The 15,309-nt window shown below is 54.0% G+C and carries 13 protein-coding genes; 4 read left to right on the top strand and 9 right to left on the bottom strand.

Annotated elements, in window-relative coordinates; translation table 11 throughout:
• The first annotated feature begins 63 nt into the window (after positions 1-63).
• Both AC5JPW_RS13380 and AC5JPW_RS13375 read left to right on the top strand, forming a co-directional pair.
• A complete protein-coding gene (locus AC5JPW_RS13380; protein ID WP_494240960.1) occupies positions 64-474 on the top strand; it encodes a CidA/LrgA family protein in 411 nt (136 codons plus the stop codon).
• A complete protein-coding gene (locus AC5JPW_RS13375) occupies positions 467-1,156 on the top strand; it encodes an LrgB family protein (protein WP_494240959.1) in 690 nt (229 codons plus the stop codon). Before AC5JPW_RS13380 ends, AC5JPW_RS13375 begins: the two co-directional genes overlap by 8 nt.
• Here the strand turns inward: AC5JPW_RS13375 and AC5JPW_RS13370 are convergent.
• From AC5JPW_RS13370 to acs, 4 genes are all read right to left on the bottom strand, one after another.
• Complete coding sequence (locus tag AC5JPW_RS13370; protein ID WP_494240958.1) at positions 1,153-2,451, bottom strand: Gfo/Idh/MocA family protein; 1,299 nt, start codon at positions 2,449-2,451, stop codon at positions 1,153-1,155. The two genes, AC5JPW_RS13375 and AC5JPW_RS13370, sit on opposite strands and share 4 nt — an antisense overlap.
• Positions 2,452-2,600: 149 nt before the next feature.
• A complete protein-coding gene (gene actP, locus AC5JPW_RS13365; protein ID WP_494240956.1) occupies positions 2,601-4,259 on the bottom strand; it encodes a cation/acetate symporter ActP in 1,659 nt (552 codons plus the stop codon).
• Positions 4,256-4,570, bottom strand: coding sequence for a DUF485 domain-containing protein (locus AC5JPW_RS13360; protein WP_494240954.1), 315 nt, complete (start codon positions 4,568-4,570; stop codon positions 4,256-4,258). Before AC5JPW_RS13360 ends, actP begins: the two co-directional genes overlap by 4 nt.
• Before the next feature lie 136 nt (positions 4,571-4,706).
• On the bottom strand, positions 4,707-6,665 hold the full coding sequence (gene acs / locus AC5JPW_RS13355; protein ID WP_494240953.1) for an acetate--CoA ligase: 1,959 nt from the start codon (positions 6,663-6,665) through the stop codon (positions 4,707-4,709).
• 412 nt (positions 6,666-7,077) lie between these two features.
• Between acs and gltP the strand changes: the two genes are divergently transcribed.
• Positions 7,078-8,391 (top strand): glutamate/aspartate:proton symporter GltP, encoded by a 1,314-nt coding sequence (gltP, locus tag AC5JPW_RS13350; RefSeq protein WP_494240951.1) that lies wholly within the window; start codon positions 7,078-7,080, stop codon positions 8,389-8,391.
• Between the two features lie 138 nt (positions 8,392-8,529).
• Here gltP and fdhF read toward each other — a convergent pair whose 3' ends face one another.
• On the bottom strand, positions 8,530-10,677 hold the full coding sequence (gene fdhF, locus AC5JPW_RS13345) for a formate dehydrogenase subunit alpha (RefSeq protein WP_494240949.1): 2,148 nt from the start codon (positions 10,675-10,677) through the stop codon (positions 8,530-8,532).
• 269 nt (positions 10,678-10,946) lie between these two features.
• On the opposite strand from fdhF, the gene AC5JPW_RS13340 reads away from it, so the two are divergent.
• Positions 10,947-11,678, top strand: coding sequence for a response regulator (locus AC5JPW_RS13340; RefSeq protein WP_494240947.1), 732 nt, complete (start codon positions 10,947-10,949; stop codon positions 11,676-11,678).
• Between the two features lie 4 nt (positions 11,679-11,682).
• On the opposite strand, the gene AC5JPW_RS13335 is transcribed toward AC5JPW_RS13340, so the two are convergent.
• The 4 genes from AC5JPW_RS13335 to AC5JPW_RS13320 form a co-directional block, all read right to left on the bottom strand.
• Entirely contained in the window at positions 11,683-12,687 is a 1,005-nt protein-coding gene (locus AC5JPW_RS13335) for a carbohydrate kinase family protein (protein WP_494240945.1), read from the bottom strand.
• Complete coding sequence (locus AC5JPW_RS13330) at positions 12,687-13,547, bottom strand: ketose 1,6-bisphosphate aldolase (protein WP_494240943.1); 861 nt, start codon at positions 13,545-13,547, stop codon at positions 12,687-12,689. The genes AC5JPW_RS13335 and AC5JPW_RS13330 overlap by 1 nt, the downstream gene beginning before the upstream one ends.
• An 11-nt stretch (positions 13,548-13,558) precedes the next feature.
• Positions 13,559-14,245, bottom strand: a complete 687-nt coding sequence (locus AC5JPW_RS13325) for a D-lyxose/D-mannose isomerase (protein WP_494240941.1) — start codon at positions 14,243-14,245, stop codon at positions 13,559-13,561.
• Positions 14,246-14,339: 94 nt separating this feature from the next.
• Positions 14,340-15,281 (bottom strand): ABC transporter substrate-binding protein, encoded by a 942-nt coding sequence (locus AC5JPW_RS13320; RefSeq protein ID WP_494240939.1) that lies wholly within the window; start codon positions 15,279-15,281, stop codon positions 14,340-14,342.
• Positions 15,282-15,309 lie beyond the last annotated feature (28 nt).

The raw sequence follows: 15,309 nt of genomic DNA, 5'->3' as shown, positions 1-15,309 counted from the left end.
ATTTCTGAACGTAACGGTGGCTATCTATACTGGGCCTCTGTCTCATTTGTGCGAGAAATATGTATGGATATGGCGTTACGTCGTATTACGCCTGCCATTGTGCGTCGACTGCAGGTCCCGGTTCAGGTCATTCTCTATATTGGGCTATTTATTGTTGCCGGGTATCTTGTCCAGTGGTTGCATTTACCTCTGCCCGCTAATTTAGTTGGCATGATATTGATGCTGGCACTTATTTTGTGCCGGGTGATCCCCCTTAACTGGGTGCGGGCAGGAGCGCGTTGGTTATTGGCTGAGATGCTGCTGTTTTTTGTGCCAGCGGTGGTGGCGGTGGTGAATTATGCCCAGCTATTAATGGTTGAAGGCTGGCTTATTTTTGCAGTTATTGCCATCAGTACACTCATGGTACTGGGGGCGACGGCCTGGGTGGTGGACAAAGTTTATCGTTTCGAAATCAGCAGGCTGAAAAATGAGTGATTTCATCCTGAGTTTATTGTGTCTGGTCATGACGCTAATTATCTATTTCCTGAATAAGCGTCTGTATCGACGATTCCACAAACTCCCGTTGATGCCACTGGTATTTACACCGTTATTGCTGGTGCTGATATTGATCTTCGGGCATATCTCCTGGCAGCGTTATATCGGTGAATCCCACTGGCTACTTTGGCTGTTGGGCCCGGCGACCATCGCCTTTGCCGTGCCGGTCTATGACAATCTTGCGGTCATTCGCCGCCACTGGATGTCCCTTTCGGCAGGTGTCATCACCGCAACGGTAGTTGCCGTGACCAGTTCAGTCTGGCTGGCACGTCTTTTTACGCTGTCTGATGAAGTCCAGCGCAGTCTGGCAGTACGTTCGATCACCACGCCCTTTGCACTGGCGGCAGCTAAACCTCTTGGCGGGCAGCCCGACCTGGTAGCCCTGTTTGTGGTGATTACCGGCGTGTTTGGCATGGCGGTGGGCGATATGCTTTTTCTACGCCTGTCCATTCGTGAGGGCATGGCAAAAGGCGCGGGCTTTGGCGCGGCGTCGCACGGGGCAGGAACGGCACGCTCCTATGAACTGGGTCAGCAGGAAGGTGTGGTGGCAAGCCTGGTGATGATGCTCTCCGGTGTGGTGACGGTATTAGCCGCGCCTCTGGTGGCGCGGCTGCTGTTTTAATTCAGTCTCTTCAGCCGGTTAACCAGTTCAAACTCGCTAAAATTCACCGGTCGTTGCTGCTGCATGGAGATATTGCCTGCAATGCCGGTGAGGATCGACATCGCCCCTGCGCGGTGGTCGGCAGCGCGTTTTAGTGGGTCGTTACCCGGCGTACCGAACAGGTCAGCCAGCATGGCGTTGTCGCCACCGCCGTGCCCACCTTCTCCCAACGTAAAGTCTGCCTGCCAGGGTTCCGCAAACATTGGAAACACGGTGATGTTGCAGGATTTCAGGCTGCCTTCGTTCTCGCGCTCACCGCCTGCATTGACGTAGGATTTCTCGACGATTTTCATCTCCAGTCGACCCTGGCTTCCGTTAAATACTACGTTCAGCCCTTCCCAGGGCAGGTACGTGTTCAATGAATAGCTGAGCTGGCACTGGTTTTGGTATTTCACCAGCACAGAGAGTGTATCTTCGATGGTAATCCCATCGCTAAAGACGCTCTGATCGCGCCAGTAGTTGTCCTCATGTTCCGCATCAAGATAAATCGCTTTCAGTTGCGGGTTCTCTTCCATGTGCAGCGCGAAGGGATCTTCTTTGGCAGCCGCATAGCCATGGGCACGTGGGTAGAATTGGGTGACGCCGCGTTTTTCTGCATTCTCTTTACCGTAAAAACGCAGCGCGCCTTCCGCATAAACCCGTTCCGGGTAGCTGTTGAGCCAGAAGTTCATCAGGTCGAAATGGTGGGTGGATTTGTGTACCAGCAGGCCGCCGCTGTTACGTTTTTCCCGATGCCAGCGGCGGAAGTAATCCGCGCCGTGTTCGGTGTTGAGCAACCATTCGAAGTGAACCGAATAGACCTCGCCAATCGTGCCATTCATTAACAGCTCACGCACTTTGCTGTGGTGAGGGGCATAGCGATAGTTGAAGGCCACGCGTACCGTATGCCCCGTTTCTTCAATGGCATCGAGGATCCGCAGCGCACGTTTCTCGTCAATGGTCATGGGTTTTTCGGTAATGACGTCACAACCCGCTTTCAGGGCCCGCACAATATAGTCATCGTGGGTACGGTCCATGGTAGTGACGATAATAATGTCCGGGTGTGTCTCATGAATCATCGCTTCGAACTGCGACGCAGGCCAGGTAGAGACCGGCTCCGCACCTTCATTTTTTAATAACGTATTGGCGTAATCCATGCGCGTTTGGTTGGTGTCGCAGAAAGCGACCATCTGCGCATTCTCTTTCCATTGACTGCCAATCGCCGAAATATAAAGCCCGGCTCGACCACCTGTTCCTACAAGGGCATACTTTTTCATAGCATCCTCTTTGACATAAATGAATAAGCATATTGAAGTAATAAAAACAGTGTTTCACTTTGCTTATCCACTGTAGCGCTGTGGCTGAGGATGGGTACTGTGAGGGGAAAAAAATGTGATCCCCGGCCAGAATGACCGGGGAGGTTTGATTAATGAGCACGACCTTGATCGATACCAATACCCGTTTGCGAACGGATGAATTGGGCACGGAATTGCTCGCGCTCCAGCACACCCTGAGCTGAATTATCGGTGGCTGAGAAGATCCAGATACCGATAAACGCCACGGCGATGGAGAACAGTGCTGGGTATTCATACGGGAACACCGGTGCGGCATGACCGAGGATTTGTACCCAAATAGTCGGGCCCAGCACCATCAGAATTACCGCCGTCAACAGCCCCAACCAGCCGCCAATCATTGCGCCACGGGTGGTCAGTTTCGACCAGTACATGGAGAGCAGGATAATCGGGAAATTACAGCTGGCGGCAATGGAGAAGGCCAGTCCTACCATGAAGGCTATGTTCTGATTTTCGAACAGAATCCCCAGCAGAATGGCGACAACACCCAACACCAGTACGGTAATTTTAGAGACTTTCAATTCCTGACGCTCTGTCGCCCCTTTGCGGAACACATTGGCATAGAGGTCATGGGAGACTGCCGATGCTCCAGCCAGCGTCAATCCGGCGACCACAGCCAGGATGGTGGCAAAGGCCACGGCCGAGATAAAGCCGAGGAACAGGTTACCGCCCACGGCATTCGCCAGATGGACTGCCGCCATGTTATTGCCGCCAATCAATGCACCTGCCGCATCTTTAAAGGCCGGGTTTGCCCCCACCAGCATGATCGCGCCGAAGCCGATAATAAAGGTCAGGATGTAGAAGTAGCCCATAAAACCGGTGGCGTAGAACACGCTCTTACGTGCTTCGCGGGCATCGCTTACCGTGAAGAAGCGCATCAGGATGTGTGGCAGACCTGCGGTACCGAACATCAGGCCCAGTCCTAACGACAGCGCGGATATCGGATCTTTCACCAGCCCACCGGGGCGCATAATGGCTTCGCCTTTCGGGTGAACCGCCATGGCTTCGGTAAACAGGTTATTGAAGCTGAAGCCGACGTGTTTCATGACCATAAAGGCCATAAAGCTGGCACCGAACAAGAGCAGCACGGCTTTGATGATCTGCACCCATGTGGTGGCGAGCATGCCGCCGAACAGCACGTACATCACCATTAACACGCCTACCAGCACCACGGCGATGTGGTAGTTCAGCCCAAAGAGCAACTGGATAAGCTTACCGGCACCCACCATCTGTGCGATCAGGTACAGCGCCACCACCACCAGCGAGCCGCAGGCGGAGAGAGTGCGAATCGGCCCTTGCTTCAGGCGGTAAGACGCCACGTCTGCAAAGGTGTAGCGCCCCAGGTTACGCAGACGTTCGGCAATAAGGAACAGAATAATCGGCCAGCCCACCAGGAAACCCAGTGAGTAAATCAGCCCGTCGTAGCCCGAGGTAAACACCAGCGCAGAGATGCCGAGAAACGACGCTGCCGACATGTAGTCCCCGGCAATCGCCAGACCGTTCTGGAAGCCGGTAATGTTGCCGCCCGCCGTGTAGTAATCGCTACGTGTACGGGTACGTTTGGAGGCCCAGTACGTGATGACGAGGGTTAACGCCACGAAAATCACGAACATAATGATCGCCTGCCAGTTGGTTGGCTGGCGCTGGACGGCTCCGGTAATCGCGTCCGCAGCATGGGAGGCGAAGGAGGTGGCGAGTAAAGGGGCGGCGAGCGCCATTAACAAACGTTTCATGGTGCTTTTACCTCTTCCAGAACAGCCTTGTTCAGACGGTCAAATTCACCGTTGGCGCGCCAGACATAAACTCCGGTCAGGAGAAACGAAATGACGATCACACCGACACCAATCGGAATCCCACGCGTAATGCTACTGCCGACGGCAATAGGGGTGCCAAGCCAGCCCGGCGCGAAGGCGATAAGCAGGATAAAGCTGACGTAAATCACCAGTACCACAAGCGACAATATGGTGGCAAACCGTTGCCTTTTTTCGACTAACTCCCTGAAATGCGCGTTGTTCTCTATCCGTTGATAAATGGTGTCATTCATCACAGAGTCTCCACAGAAGTAAGGTAGGGGGTTGTTTTATTATTCCCTCACCCTGGAAGGAGAGGGTGAGGGGGTGATATGCCGGACTGATGCCCTCACCCCGGCCCTCTCCCACGGGGAGAGGGAGGATACGTGGTTACGATGGCATGGTAATGGCCTGCTTCTCTTCGAGCAGTTTGTCCACCACGCCAGGATCGGCGAGGGTTGAGGTATCGCCCAGGTTACTGGTATCTCCGGCGGCAATCTTGCGCAGAATGCGCCGCATAATCTTGCCTGAACGGGTTTTGGGTAACGAGTCGGTCCAGTGCAGGACGTCTGGGGTCGCCAGTGGGCCAATCTCTTTACGCACCCAGTTACGCACCTCGGTGTAGAGCGCAGGGGTTGGCTCTTCCCCGTGGTTCAGGGTGACATAGGCATAAATTGCCTGACCTTTGATGTTGTGCGGGATGCCCACCACCGCGGCTTCGGCGATTTTCGGGTGGGAGACCAGCGCCGATTCAATCTCTGCGGTCCCCAGACGGTGCCCGGAGACGTTCAGTACGTCATCCACACGGCCAGTAATCCAGTAATAACCGTCTTCGTCGCGACGTGCGCCGTCACCACTGAAGTACATGTTTTTAAAGGTCGAGAAGTAGGTTTGTTCGAAGCGGTCATGGTCGCCAAATAGCGTGCGTGCCTGACCCGGCCAGGAGTCAATAATCACCAGGTTGCCTTCAGTCGCCCCTTCCTGCGGATTACCTTCGTTATCCACCAGCGCAGGTTGCACACCAAAGAACGGACGGGTTGCGGACCCGGCTTTCAGTTGTGTGGCACCCGGTAGCGGGGTGATCATGAAACCGCCGGTTTCTGTCTGCCACCAGGTGTCCATTACCGGGCATTTTTCGTTACCGATTTTTTTCCAGTACCATTCCCAGGCTTCCGGGTTAATGGGCTCGCCCACCGATCCCAGAATACGCAGTGAAGAACGATCGGTCCCTTCAATTGCTTTATCACCCTCTGCCATCAGGGCACGAATTGCGGTCGGCGCAGTGTAGAGAATATTCACTTTATGCTTATCAACGACCTGGCTCATGCGCGCCGGGGTCGGCCAGTTTGGCACGCCCTCAAACATCAACGTGATCGCACCACAGGCCAGTGGCCCGTACAGCAGGTAGCTGTGCCCGGTAACCCAGCCTACGTCGGCGGTACACCAGTAGACATCACCATCGTGGTAATCGAAGACATATTTAAAGGTGCTGGCAGCGTAAACCAGGTAACCGCCAGTGGTGTGCAGCACACCTTTGGGTTTACCGGTTGAACCAGAGGTATAAAGGATAAACAGGGGATCTTCCGCATTGACCTCGACAGGCTGGTGCTCATCGCTGGCATTGGACGTCAGCGCATCCCACCAAAGGTCGCGACCTTCGGTCCATTCGGTTTTACCGCCGGTGCGCTTGAGTACGACCACGTGTTCGACGGTTTTGACGTTCGGGTTTTTTAGCGCGTCATCCACGTTCTTTTTCAATGGGATGCTGCGCCCGGCGCGGACGCCTTCATCGGCGGTGATCACCAGTCGCGAACTGGAGTCCACGATGCGCCCGGCGACGGCTTCCGGCGAAAACCCGCCGAAGATGACCGAGTGAACGGCACCAATACGCGCGCAGGCCAACATGGCAACGGCGGCTTCCGGCACCATCGGCATATAAATGGCGACCACATCACCTTTTTTAATGCCGAGATCCACCAGCACGTTGGCAAAACGGCAAACGTCACGATGCAGCTCACGATAGGTAATGTTTTTGCTCTGGCTTGCGTCGTCACCCTCCCAGATGATCGCTGTCTGATCGCCTCGTGTTGCAAGGTGGCGATCGAGGCAGTTAGCCGCCAGATTCAGGGTGCCGTCTTCGTACCATTTAATTGAAATATTACCTGGCGCGAAGGAGGTATTTTTTACCTTCTGATAAGGCGTAATCCAGTCAAGAATTTTGCCTTGCTCGCCCCAGAATACATCCGGATCGGTGATCGATTGCTGATATTTCGCTTGATACTGCTCCGGATTAATCAGGCAACGCTCCGCAATATTTGCGGGAATATCGTGTTTGTGGATTTGGCTCATGGCTTTTGCTCTCCTTGTAGGATGTTAATGATATGTCACATAAACGTTAATTGTAGGGGCTTTGCCTGCTTTGTTTATTATTTGCGCTATAGATCACGCATTAATGAACAGTATGAAAAATGGACAAATGACACTTTGGAGAGAAATAATTACGGGTATGTATTATCTGAAATAGGCTGAAAAAAAGCGTTTTCATAACATATAGTTATGCACGATAAATGGCATAAAAAAGCGCTTTTATGTAAAAAATCAGTCAATACCCCTTCTGGTAAAGGGTTGCGCGTTATACCCCGCAAATGATACTGATAATGCGCGTTAAAAAACCCCGCAAGAGCGCGTGACGCTTACCATACCCTTTCCGTATGAGTCGTTCCCTACCGGGAAGGTCGCTTTATTGAGGATCTCTGTAGTTATGAAAACATTTAAAATCAGCCTGGCCTGGCAGATTCTGCTGGCCCTGGTGCTGGGTATTCTTCTGGGCAGCTATCTGCATTACCAGAGCGACAGCCGCGAATGGCTTATCGCGAATCTTCTGTCTCCGGCAGGAGATATCTTTATTCATTTGATTAAAATGATTGTAGTACCAATTGTTATTTCTACCTTGGTAGTCGGTATTGCCGGTGTGGGTGATGCAAAACAATTGGGTCGAATTGGCCTGAAAACCATCCTGTATTTCGAAGTGATCACCACGGTTGCTATTGTGTTGGGTATTACGCTGGCGAATGTCTTCCAGCCGGGTACAGGCATTGATATGACGCAACTGGCGTCGGTGGATATTTCGAAATATCAGAGCACGACGGCGGAGGTGCAAAGTCATGCTCATGGCCTGATGGGGACGATTCTGTCACTGGTGCCGACCAATATTGTCTCCTCCATGGCGAAAGGCGAAATGCTGCCGATCATCTTCTTCTCGGTGCTGTTTGGTCTGGGTCTCTCCTCCTTGCCTGCGACCCACCGTGAGCCGCTGGTCACGGTGTTCCGTTCCATTTCCGAAACCATGTTTAAAGTCACCCATATGGTGATGCGTTATGCGCCAATTGGCGTGTTTGCGTTGATCTCTGTAACGGTGGCGAACTTTGGTTTTGCCTCCCTGTGGCCGCTGGCGAAGCTGGTTATCCTGGTTTACTTCGCGATTCTGTTCTTCGCGCTGGTGGTGCTGGGGATCGTGGCACGTATCTGCAAACTCAGCATCTGGACGCTTATCCGCATCCTGAAGGAAGAGTTGATCCTGGCATACTCCACGGCGAGCTCTGAAAGCGTCCTGCCGCGTATTATCGAGAAGATGGAAGCCTACGGTGCTCCGGCATCAATCACCAGTTTTGTGGTCCCGACTGGTTACTCCTTCAACCTCGATGGCTCTACGCTGTACCAGAGTATTGCGGCTATCTTTATTGCCCAGTTGTATGGCATTGAGCTGTCGCTGAGCCAGGAAATTATCCTGGTACTGACGCTGATGGTGACATCTAAAGGTATTGCGGGCGTACCGGGCGTTTCCTTTGTGGTGCTGCTGGCAACGCTGGGAAGCGTGGGAATTCCGCTGGAGGGTCTGGCATTTATTGCCGGTGTTGACCGTATTCTTGATATGGCTCGTACCGCGTTGAACGTGGTGGGTAATGCGCTGGCCGTATTGGTTATCGCGAAGTGGGAACACCGCTTCGATACCAAAAAAGCGCAGGCCTACGAGCGTGAAATGCTCGGTAAGTTTGAAAAAACAGCCGACCAGTAATTTTTGCTCCTCCCTCGTCAGATGATGAGGGCGGAGAAAAATTGGGCGCTAAATATTTATTTCTTGAATTAATTACCAACATAAATAAAAAGGCGCAGGGAATAAATCCTCTGCGCCTTTATTTATTGCCTCGCTCTATTATCCCATTGCGCTTTCACGCAAACGGGATTTCAGCTTGTTATATTCGTCAATCACATACTGCTCTGCGGCATGCTGATCGGTAATACGTTCAACGTTGACGGCGCAGTACTTGTACTCCGGTGTTTTAGTAATCGGGCTCAGGTTCTCCGTCACCAGTTCGTTACAGGCCCCAATCCACCACTGGTAGGTCATATATACCGCGCCAATGTTCGGGCGCTCGCTGACCTGTGCACGGGTGATGATTCGGCCTTTACGTGAATTCACCCACACTAGTGCTTCATCTTCGATACCCAGGCGCGTGGCATCGGCAGCGTTGATTTGCGCATAGCCAGGCTCGTCCGCCAGGGCCGAGAGTGCCGCACAGTTACCGGTCATTGAACGACAGGAGTAGTGGCCCACTTCACGCACGGTGGAGAGCACCATTGGGAACTCATCGGTGAGTTTATCCATCGGCGCGACCCAGTCGCAGGTGAAGAACTTCGCCAGCCCCGTATCGGTATCGAACTTCTCTTTAAAGAGATACGAGGTGCCCTGGTCGGCATCCGATGTGTCACGACACGGCCACTGGATGTAGCCCAGTTCCCCCATTTTTTCATAGGTGGCACCGTAGAATTCCGGGCAGAGGTGACGCAATTCGTCCCAGATTTCCTGCGTGTTGTTGTAATGCATCGGATAACCCATGCGGGTGGCGATTTCACTGATGATCTGCCAGTCCGTTTTCAGGTCCCACTTTGGTTCAACTGCTTTAAAGAAGCGCTGGAAGCCACGGTCAGCCGCCGTGTAGACCCCTTCATGTTCGCCCCAGGAAGTGGAGGGTAGAATGACATCCGCCGCCGACGCGGTTTTGGTCATGAAGATATCCTGTACGATGACCAGTTCCAGATCCTCAAACGCCTTACGCACGGCGGAGAGTTCTGCGTCGGTCTGCAGCGGATCTTCCCCCATAATGTAAGCGGCGCGCACTTCACCATGTGCCGCCCGGTGCGGTAGCTCACTGATGCGATAACCGGTATGAGCAGGCAGATCGGTGACGCCCCAGGCTTTGGCAAATTTATCGCGGTTGGCCTGCTCTTTAACGAACTGGTAGCCGGGGAAGGTATCCGGCAATGCACCCATATCGCAGGCACCCTGAACGTTGTTCTGCCCACGTACCGGGTTAACCCCAACGTGTGGTTTACCCAGATTACCCGTCATGATGGCGAGACTGGTCAGCGAACGCACGGTCTCCACACCCTGATAGAACTGAGTCACGCCCATGCCCCACAGGATGGTGGCATTCTTCGCCCCCGCATACATCCGCGCTGCTTTGCGGATATCCGCCGCGCTCACGCCCGTAATGTCTTCGACGGATTCCGGCGTATAGCCTTCGACGATTTTTTTATACTCTTCAAATCCCTGGGTACGGGAGGCGACAAACGCCTGGTCGTACAGATTTTCTTCAATGATGACGTGCCCAAGCGCATTCAACAGCGCGATGTTCGAGCCGTTTTTCAGCGCCACGTGCATATCAGCAATACGCGCGGTTTCAATTTTACGCGGATCGCAGACGATGATTTTCGCCCCGTTCTGTTTCGCCCGAATCACATGATTGGCGACGATGGGGTGAGAATCCGCCGGGTTGTAGCCAAAGATAAACACCAGATCCGTGTTATCAATTTCATTAATCGCATTACTCATCGCGCCATTACCGACCGATTGGTGCAGACCTGCAACCGAGGGGCCGTGTCAGACACGTGCGCAGCAGTCGACGTTATTGGTTCCAATAACGGCGCGCGCGAATTTTTGCATGATGTAGTTGGTTTCGTTACCTGTACCACGAGAAGAGCCGGTGGTCTGAATCGCATCCGGGCCATACTTCTCTTTAATGACGCTAAGACGGGTCGCAACGTAATCCAGGGCTTCTTCCCAGGAGACGGACTCTAGTTTTCCACCGCGCTCACGGCGGATCATAGGGGTTTTCAGACGAGGTGTGAGGATTTGAGTATCGTTAATAAAATCCCAGCCATAGTAGCCCTTCAGGCACAGCGTACCCTGGTTGGTCTTTCCTTGCGCAGCCTCCGCCCGAACGATTTTGCCGTTATCGACCACCAGGTTTATCTTGCAACCTGAGGCACAATAGGGGCAAACCGTGACGACTTTTTTCATCGCTATCGCTCCAGTTAATAAAGAGTGCGCTCTCGCGCCATCGAACCCATTATGCATCTTCTATGCCATGCTTCTTTTGTGGGTATTCCCTGATTTTGAGGCCTATTTTTGTTCAAAATACTGACGAAGGGCAGAGTGTCGTCAGATTTGACGTGACGAAGGCGAGCAGATGTGACCGTGATTATAAAAACGGCATTAATTCACCGCCTTTATGCATCAGCCAAATAAAATAAAGCAGAATGCGTAACCTTTCCTGACGGATGTGGACGATGAAACCTGCAATTCTGGTAGTGGATGACGATCTTGCAGTCTGTGAACTGCTCAGGGATGTGCTGAGTGAGCACGTCTTCACCGTGCACGTGTGTCATAACGGGCTGGATGCTATCGCCACTGCCGCGCAGCACCCGGAGATTGCGCTGGTCTTACTCGACATGGTGCTACCGGACATCAATGGCCTGATGGTGCTCAAACAGTTGCAGAAACAGCGTCCCGAACTGCCGGTGATTATGCTGACGGGGCTGGGCAGCGAGTCCGATGTGGTGGTGGGGCTGGAAATGGGAGCGGATGATTATATCGGTAAACCCTTTAACGCCCGGGTGCTGGTGGCGCGGGTCAAAGCCGTTATGCGTCGTACAGGAGTGTTGGCTGCAGAATCCCCCGCCGTGAAAATGCCCGGCTTCAGTTTTAATGGCTGGCACCTCGATCCGGCACGTTGTGCATTGATGAATCCGCAGCAGCAGACCGTAGCGTTAACGCAGGGTGAGTACAGCTTGCTGTTGGCGCTGGTGCAAAATGCGCGGCGGGTCTTAAATCGTGAACAGTTGCTGGAGCTGACACACAGCGAAAGCACCGAAGTGTTCGATCGCACCATCGATGTGTTGATCATGCGTCTGAGGCGTAAGATCGAAGTGAATCCACATCAGCCAGCACTGATCAAAACCCTTCGCGGCCTCGGCTACGTCTTCGCCGCCGATGTGTCCCACAGCGATAAAGCGGCGTAATCGCTTACGCCGCATCCGGCAGCTCAGTGAGTAGCTCTTCCAGCGACTTTGCCCCGTCGATAGCGTTTGCACAAAGCAGGCTGGCGCGGGCACAGGCGTGGGCTAAATGAATACTCCGGGATAACGACCAGCGTTCATGGCAGCCGTACAACAGACCTGCGCAGAAGGCATCTCCGGCACCGACGCTACCGACGATCTCTTCCTGTTTAAGCATACGAGACGCCACCCACTGCCCCTCGCTTCCTGACTGAAGACCCCATGCCCCTTCCGGGCAGTGAATGACCACACGCTGTTTCACGCCAGCCTGCATCAACTGGCTTGCGGCGGTGGCGATATTGTCGATATAGGGGGCATCATCCCTCGTGCGCATATCCAGGCCACTGAACTCTCCGGCTTCCAGTTCATTAATCACCAGATAATCAAGGTGCGGCAGGCAGGGGAGGACCAGCGGCTGATAGCGTGGATCGCCTTTACGGGAGACCAGATCGAGAGAGGTTTCATAACCCTGCCCGCGCATCAGTGCCAGCAGTCGCGCGCTGCGGGTACCAAATTCCTCATCCGGCATGTCCAGGCTGTCGAGCAGCAGCAGGTAGCCGAGGTGGAAGATTTTCATCGTGGTATCCAGACGGTCAAACGCGGGCAGATCCAGCAGCCGGTTGGCACCTGGGGAGTGGAAGAAGGTGCGTTGCCCGGTAGGGTCGGTCATCACCTGAGACATGGAGGTGGGGGCAAAGTTGGTGCGCTGCACATGTTGACGATTGACGTGATACTGCTCAAGCATCGCCATGATGTAATCCCCGTCGCTATCTTCGCCGACCAGCCCCACGGCCTGCAAGGGCATTCCGGTGCGCATCTTGGCCAGTGTCAGCAGCACGTTGAGCGGTGCACCACCGGTGGAGCGTTCACTCTGCGTGATCTCTGCCAGCCAGCCCCGCTCCGGCCACTGCACAATCTGATGCACGTGATCGACGAGCATATTTCCGGCGGCAATAATCCCTTTGCGTTCCATTAGAGTTGCCCCGCACTGCCAAAGATACGCATTTGTGTGGCAACGGTATCGGTAATGGCCTCTTCAATGCTCAGCAATAGCTGGGCGAACTCGTCATAAACCGGCTGGCGATCGGCCATACGCGCTTCGACGGTGTCGAGGGCCGCCTGGGACATGCCAGTGTAGAAATTGATTTTGTGAATACCCAGTGAAATGGCGCGGCGAAAATCGGCATCGCTGATCCCGGACCCGCCATGTAGCACCAGCGGCAGGCCGGTTTGCTGACGAATCACATCCAGCCGCGTGAAGTCGAGTTTCGGTTCACCTTTGTATTTGCCGTGTGAATTGCCAATAGCCACCGCCAGCGCATCAATGCCGGTGCGGTCAACAAAGTCGCGGGCGAGGGCAGGGTCGGTAAAGTAAGCTTCATCTGCATGACCGTATAGTGCGCCACCTTCATCGCCGCCGACGGCGCCCAATTCGGCCTCCACCGACACACCCACTGCGTGGCACATTTTCACTACTTCCCGCGTCTGGCGAATGTTTTCTTCATATTCCAGCGTTGAGCCGTCAAACATCACCGAGCTAAAGCCGAGGCGGAGCGCGCGCACCACCGACTCAAAGTGCAGGCCGTGATCGAGGTTGAGCACCACCGGAATATCACTGCGCATAGCCTCAAACTTCACCGCTTCGACCAGTGAGTCCAGGGACACATACTTAAAATGCACTTCGGCGATATTGATAATAAACGGTGAGCGCTCCTGTTTTGCCGCAGCGAACAGAGCACGCAGGAAATGGGAGTCGAGCACGTTAAAGGCACCGAGCGCATAGCGGTGCTCACGGGCGTGCGTTAAACCTTCAGCAAGGGAAATCAGTGGCATGAGAATCTCCTTTAGTCCAGGAAAAGACGGTATTCGTTGCACAACACCAGTTGCGCGGTTTCGTCTTCCAGAATGTTGTTATAGCGATCGACGGGGATCAGGAAATGGTTATCGTGGTCGTCGTCGTTCACCGATGAGACCTCGCCGACCAGCACATCACCAAAGCCCGTTTCGCCCCAGAAGCTGTGGTACAGACCCGGCGTCAGGCAGATACTTTCCCCTGGTGAGAGGCGCAACTGGCTGCCCGCTGCGTGGGTCTGAATGCAGCCATCAATGACCACGGTGACATCATTGTTTAGCGTCTCTTCTCTGGCACCGGCATTCCACAGCTCAATGATCAGATTGCCACCACCGCGATTGATAATGTCTTCACGCTTGCGCCAGTGAAAATGCATCGGCGTCACCTGACCGTCGCGCACGTGCATGATTTTTTCGGCATAGCATTTGGTGTAAGGAGTGCCGTTGGGTGAACCGTTACGCAGGGTAAAAAGCGTCAGTCCCTGAGTGTAAAAATCGGGGCTGCCAAAGTCGGTTACATCCCAGCCGAGTTTCAGGTCGAAGACTTCGCGCCAGGCCTCTTTATCGAGCTGCCGCCATCTGGTGGGTGGAAAACTGGCAAACGGGGGTAAGTGCACGTCATGCATGGAAAAAAACTGGCGGGTATGGCCGAGAATTTCATTGATTTCGGAGCGTTTCATGGCGATCTCCTTATGGTGTTGTGCACATCGATGCCCCTCACCCTAACCCTCTCCCCTATGGGGAGAGGGCAGGAGTGAGGGGAAAAATCCGCACTTACTTAACCGTCCAGCCCTTATAGGTGCTGACGTTTTTCTTATCGATCATGGTCACCGGGATCAGCACGGGCTCTTTCGGTGCGGCTTTACCCTGCAAAATGCCGTAACCGATCTCTACCGCTTTTGCCGCCATCACCTGTGGGTCCTGCGCAGGGGTTGCCACGAACAGGGAGTTTTCACGCTTCAGCGCTTCTTCACCGTCCGGGGAACCATCGACGCCAACGATAAAGAACTCGCTACGTTGTGCCTGTTTTGCTGCCAGATCTGCGCCGATCGCTGTCGGATCGTTAATCGCGAACACGCCGTCAATCTTCGGATTAGCGGCCAGCAGTGAGGTCATGATCTCCAGGCCCCCTTCACGGCTCCCTTTGGCGTTCTGGTTATATGACAGCACTTTGATATCCGGGTGGCGCTTGAATTCGGTCTGGCAGCCTTCCACACGGTTCTGTACCGCAGATACCGGCGGCCCGTTGATGATGACCACATTGCCTTTGCCTTTCAGGTGATCGGTAATGTACTTACAGGCGATCTCCCCGGCCTGGGTGTTATCGGAGGTGATGGTGGCATCTGCCCCTTCTGCGGCCACGTCAACTGCGACCACTACGATTCCCGCATCTTTGGCGCGTTTAACCGCAGGGCCGATACCTTTAGAATCTGCGGCGTTGAGGATAATCATGTCCACTTTCGCGGCAATGAAGTTATCGATTTGCGCTACTTGCTGGCCGAGATCATAGCCGCTGGAGACCAGCGTCACTTTGACGTTATCGCCCGCCAGTTTGCGTGCCTCAAGCTCAGCCCCTTTGGTGATTTGCACGAAGAACGGGTTAGCAAGATCGCCCACCGTTACCCCGATAGATTTCAGATCTTTTGCCTGCGCAAACGGCGTTGCAGCAAGCAGTGCGCCAGCACAGAGCGCGGTGACTAAGGGTTTCAAACGCATGTTCTTTCCTCACGTAGGGTTTTCAGGG

The sequence above is a fragment of the Phytobacter sp. genome (genome assembly GCF_059074235.1).
The sequence above is the reverse complement of the archived record's forward strand: the minus strand, read 5'-3'. Positions and strand labels throughout refer to the sequence as shown.

Coding starts and splice junctions, on each gene's coding strand:
- AC5JPW_RS13380 (WP_494240960.1), top strand. CDS start 64: ATGGATATGGCGTTACGTCGTATTACGCCTGCCATTGTGCGTCGACTG.
- AC5JPW_RS13375 (WP_494240959.1), top strand. CDS start 467: ATGAGTGATTTCATCCTGAGTTTATTGTGTCTGGTCATGACGCTAATT.
- AC5JPW_RS13370 (WP_494240958.1), bottom strand. CDS start 2,451: ATGAAAAAGTATGCCCTTGTAGGAACAGGTGGTCGAGCCGGGCTTTAT.
- actP (WP_494240956.1), bottom strand. CDS start 4,259: ATGAAACGTTTGTTAATGGCGCTCGCCGCCCCTTTACTCGCCACCTCC.
- AC5JPW_RS13360 (WP_494240954.1), bottom strand. CDS start 4,570: ATGAATGACACCATTTATCAACGGATAGAGAACAACGCGCATTTCAGG.
- acs (WP_494240953.1), bottom strand. CDS start 6,665: ATGAGCCAAATCCACAAACACGATATTCCCGCAAATATTGCGGAGCGT.
- gltP (WP_494240951.1), top strand. CDS start 7,078: ATGAAAACATTTAAAATCAGCCTGGCCTGGCAGATTCTGCTGGCCCTG.
- AC5JPW_RS13340 (WP_494240947.1), top strand. CDS start 10,947: ATGAAACCTGCAATTCTGGTAGTGGATGACGATCTTGCAGTCTGTGAA.
- AC5JPW_RS13335 (WP_494240945.1), bottom strand. CDS start 12,687: ATGGAACGCAAAGGGATTATTGCCGCCGGAAATATGCTCGTCGATCAC.
- AC5JPW_RS13330 (WP_494240943.1), bottom strand. CDS start 13,547: ATGCCACTGATTTCCCTTGCTGAAGGTTTAACGCACGCCCGTGAGCAC.
- AC5JPW_RS13325 (WP_494240941.1), bottom strand. CDS start 14,245: ATGAAACGCTCCGAAATCAATGAAATTCTCGGCCATACCCGCCAGTTT.
- AC5JPW_RS13320 (WP_494240939.1), bottom strand. CDS start 15,281: ATGCGTTTGAAACCCTTAGTCACCGCGCTCTGTGCTGGCGCACTGCTT.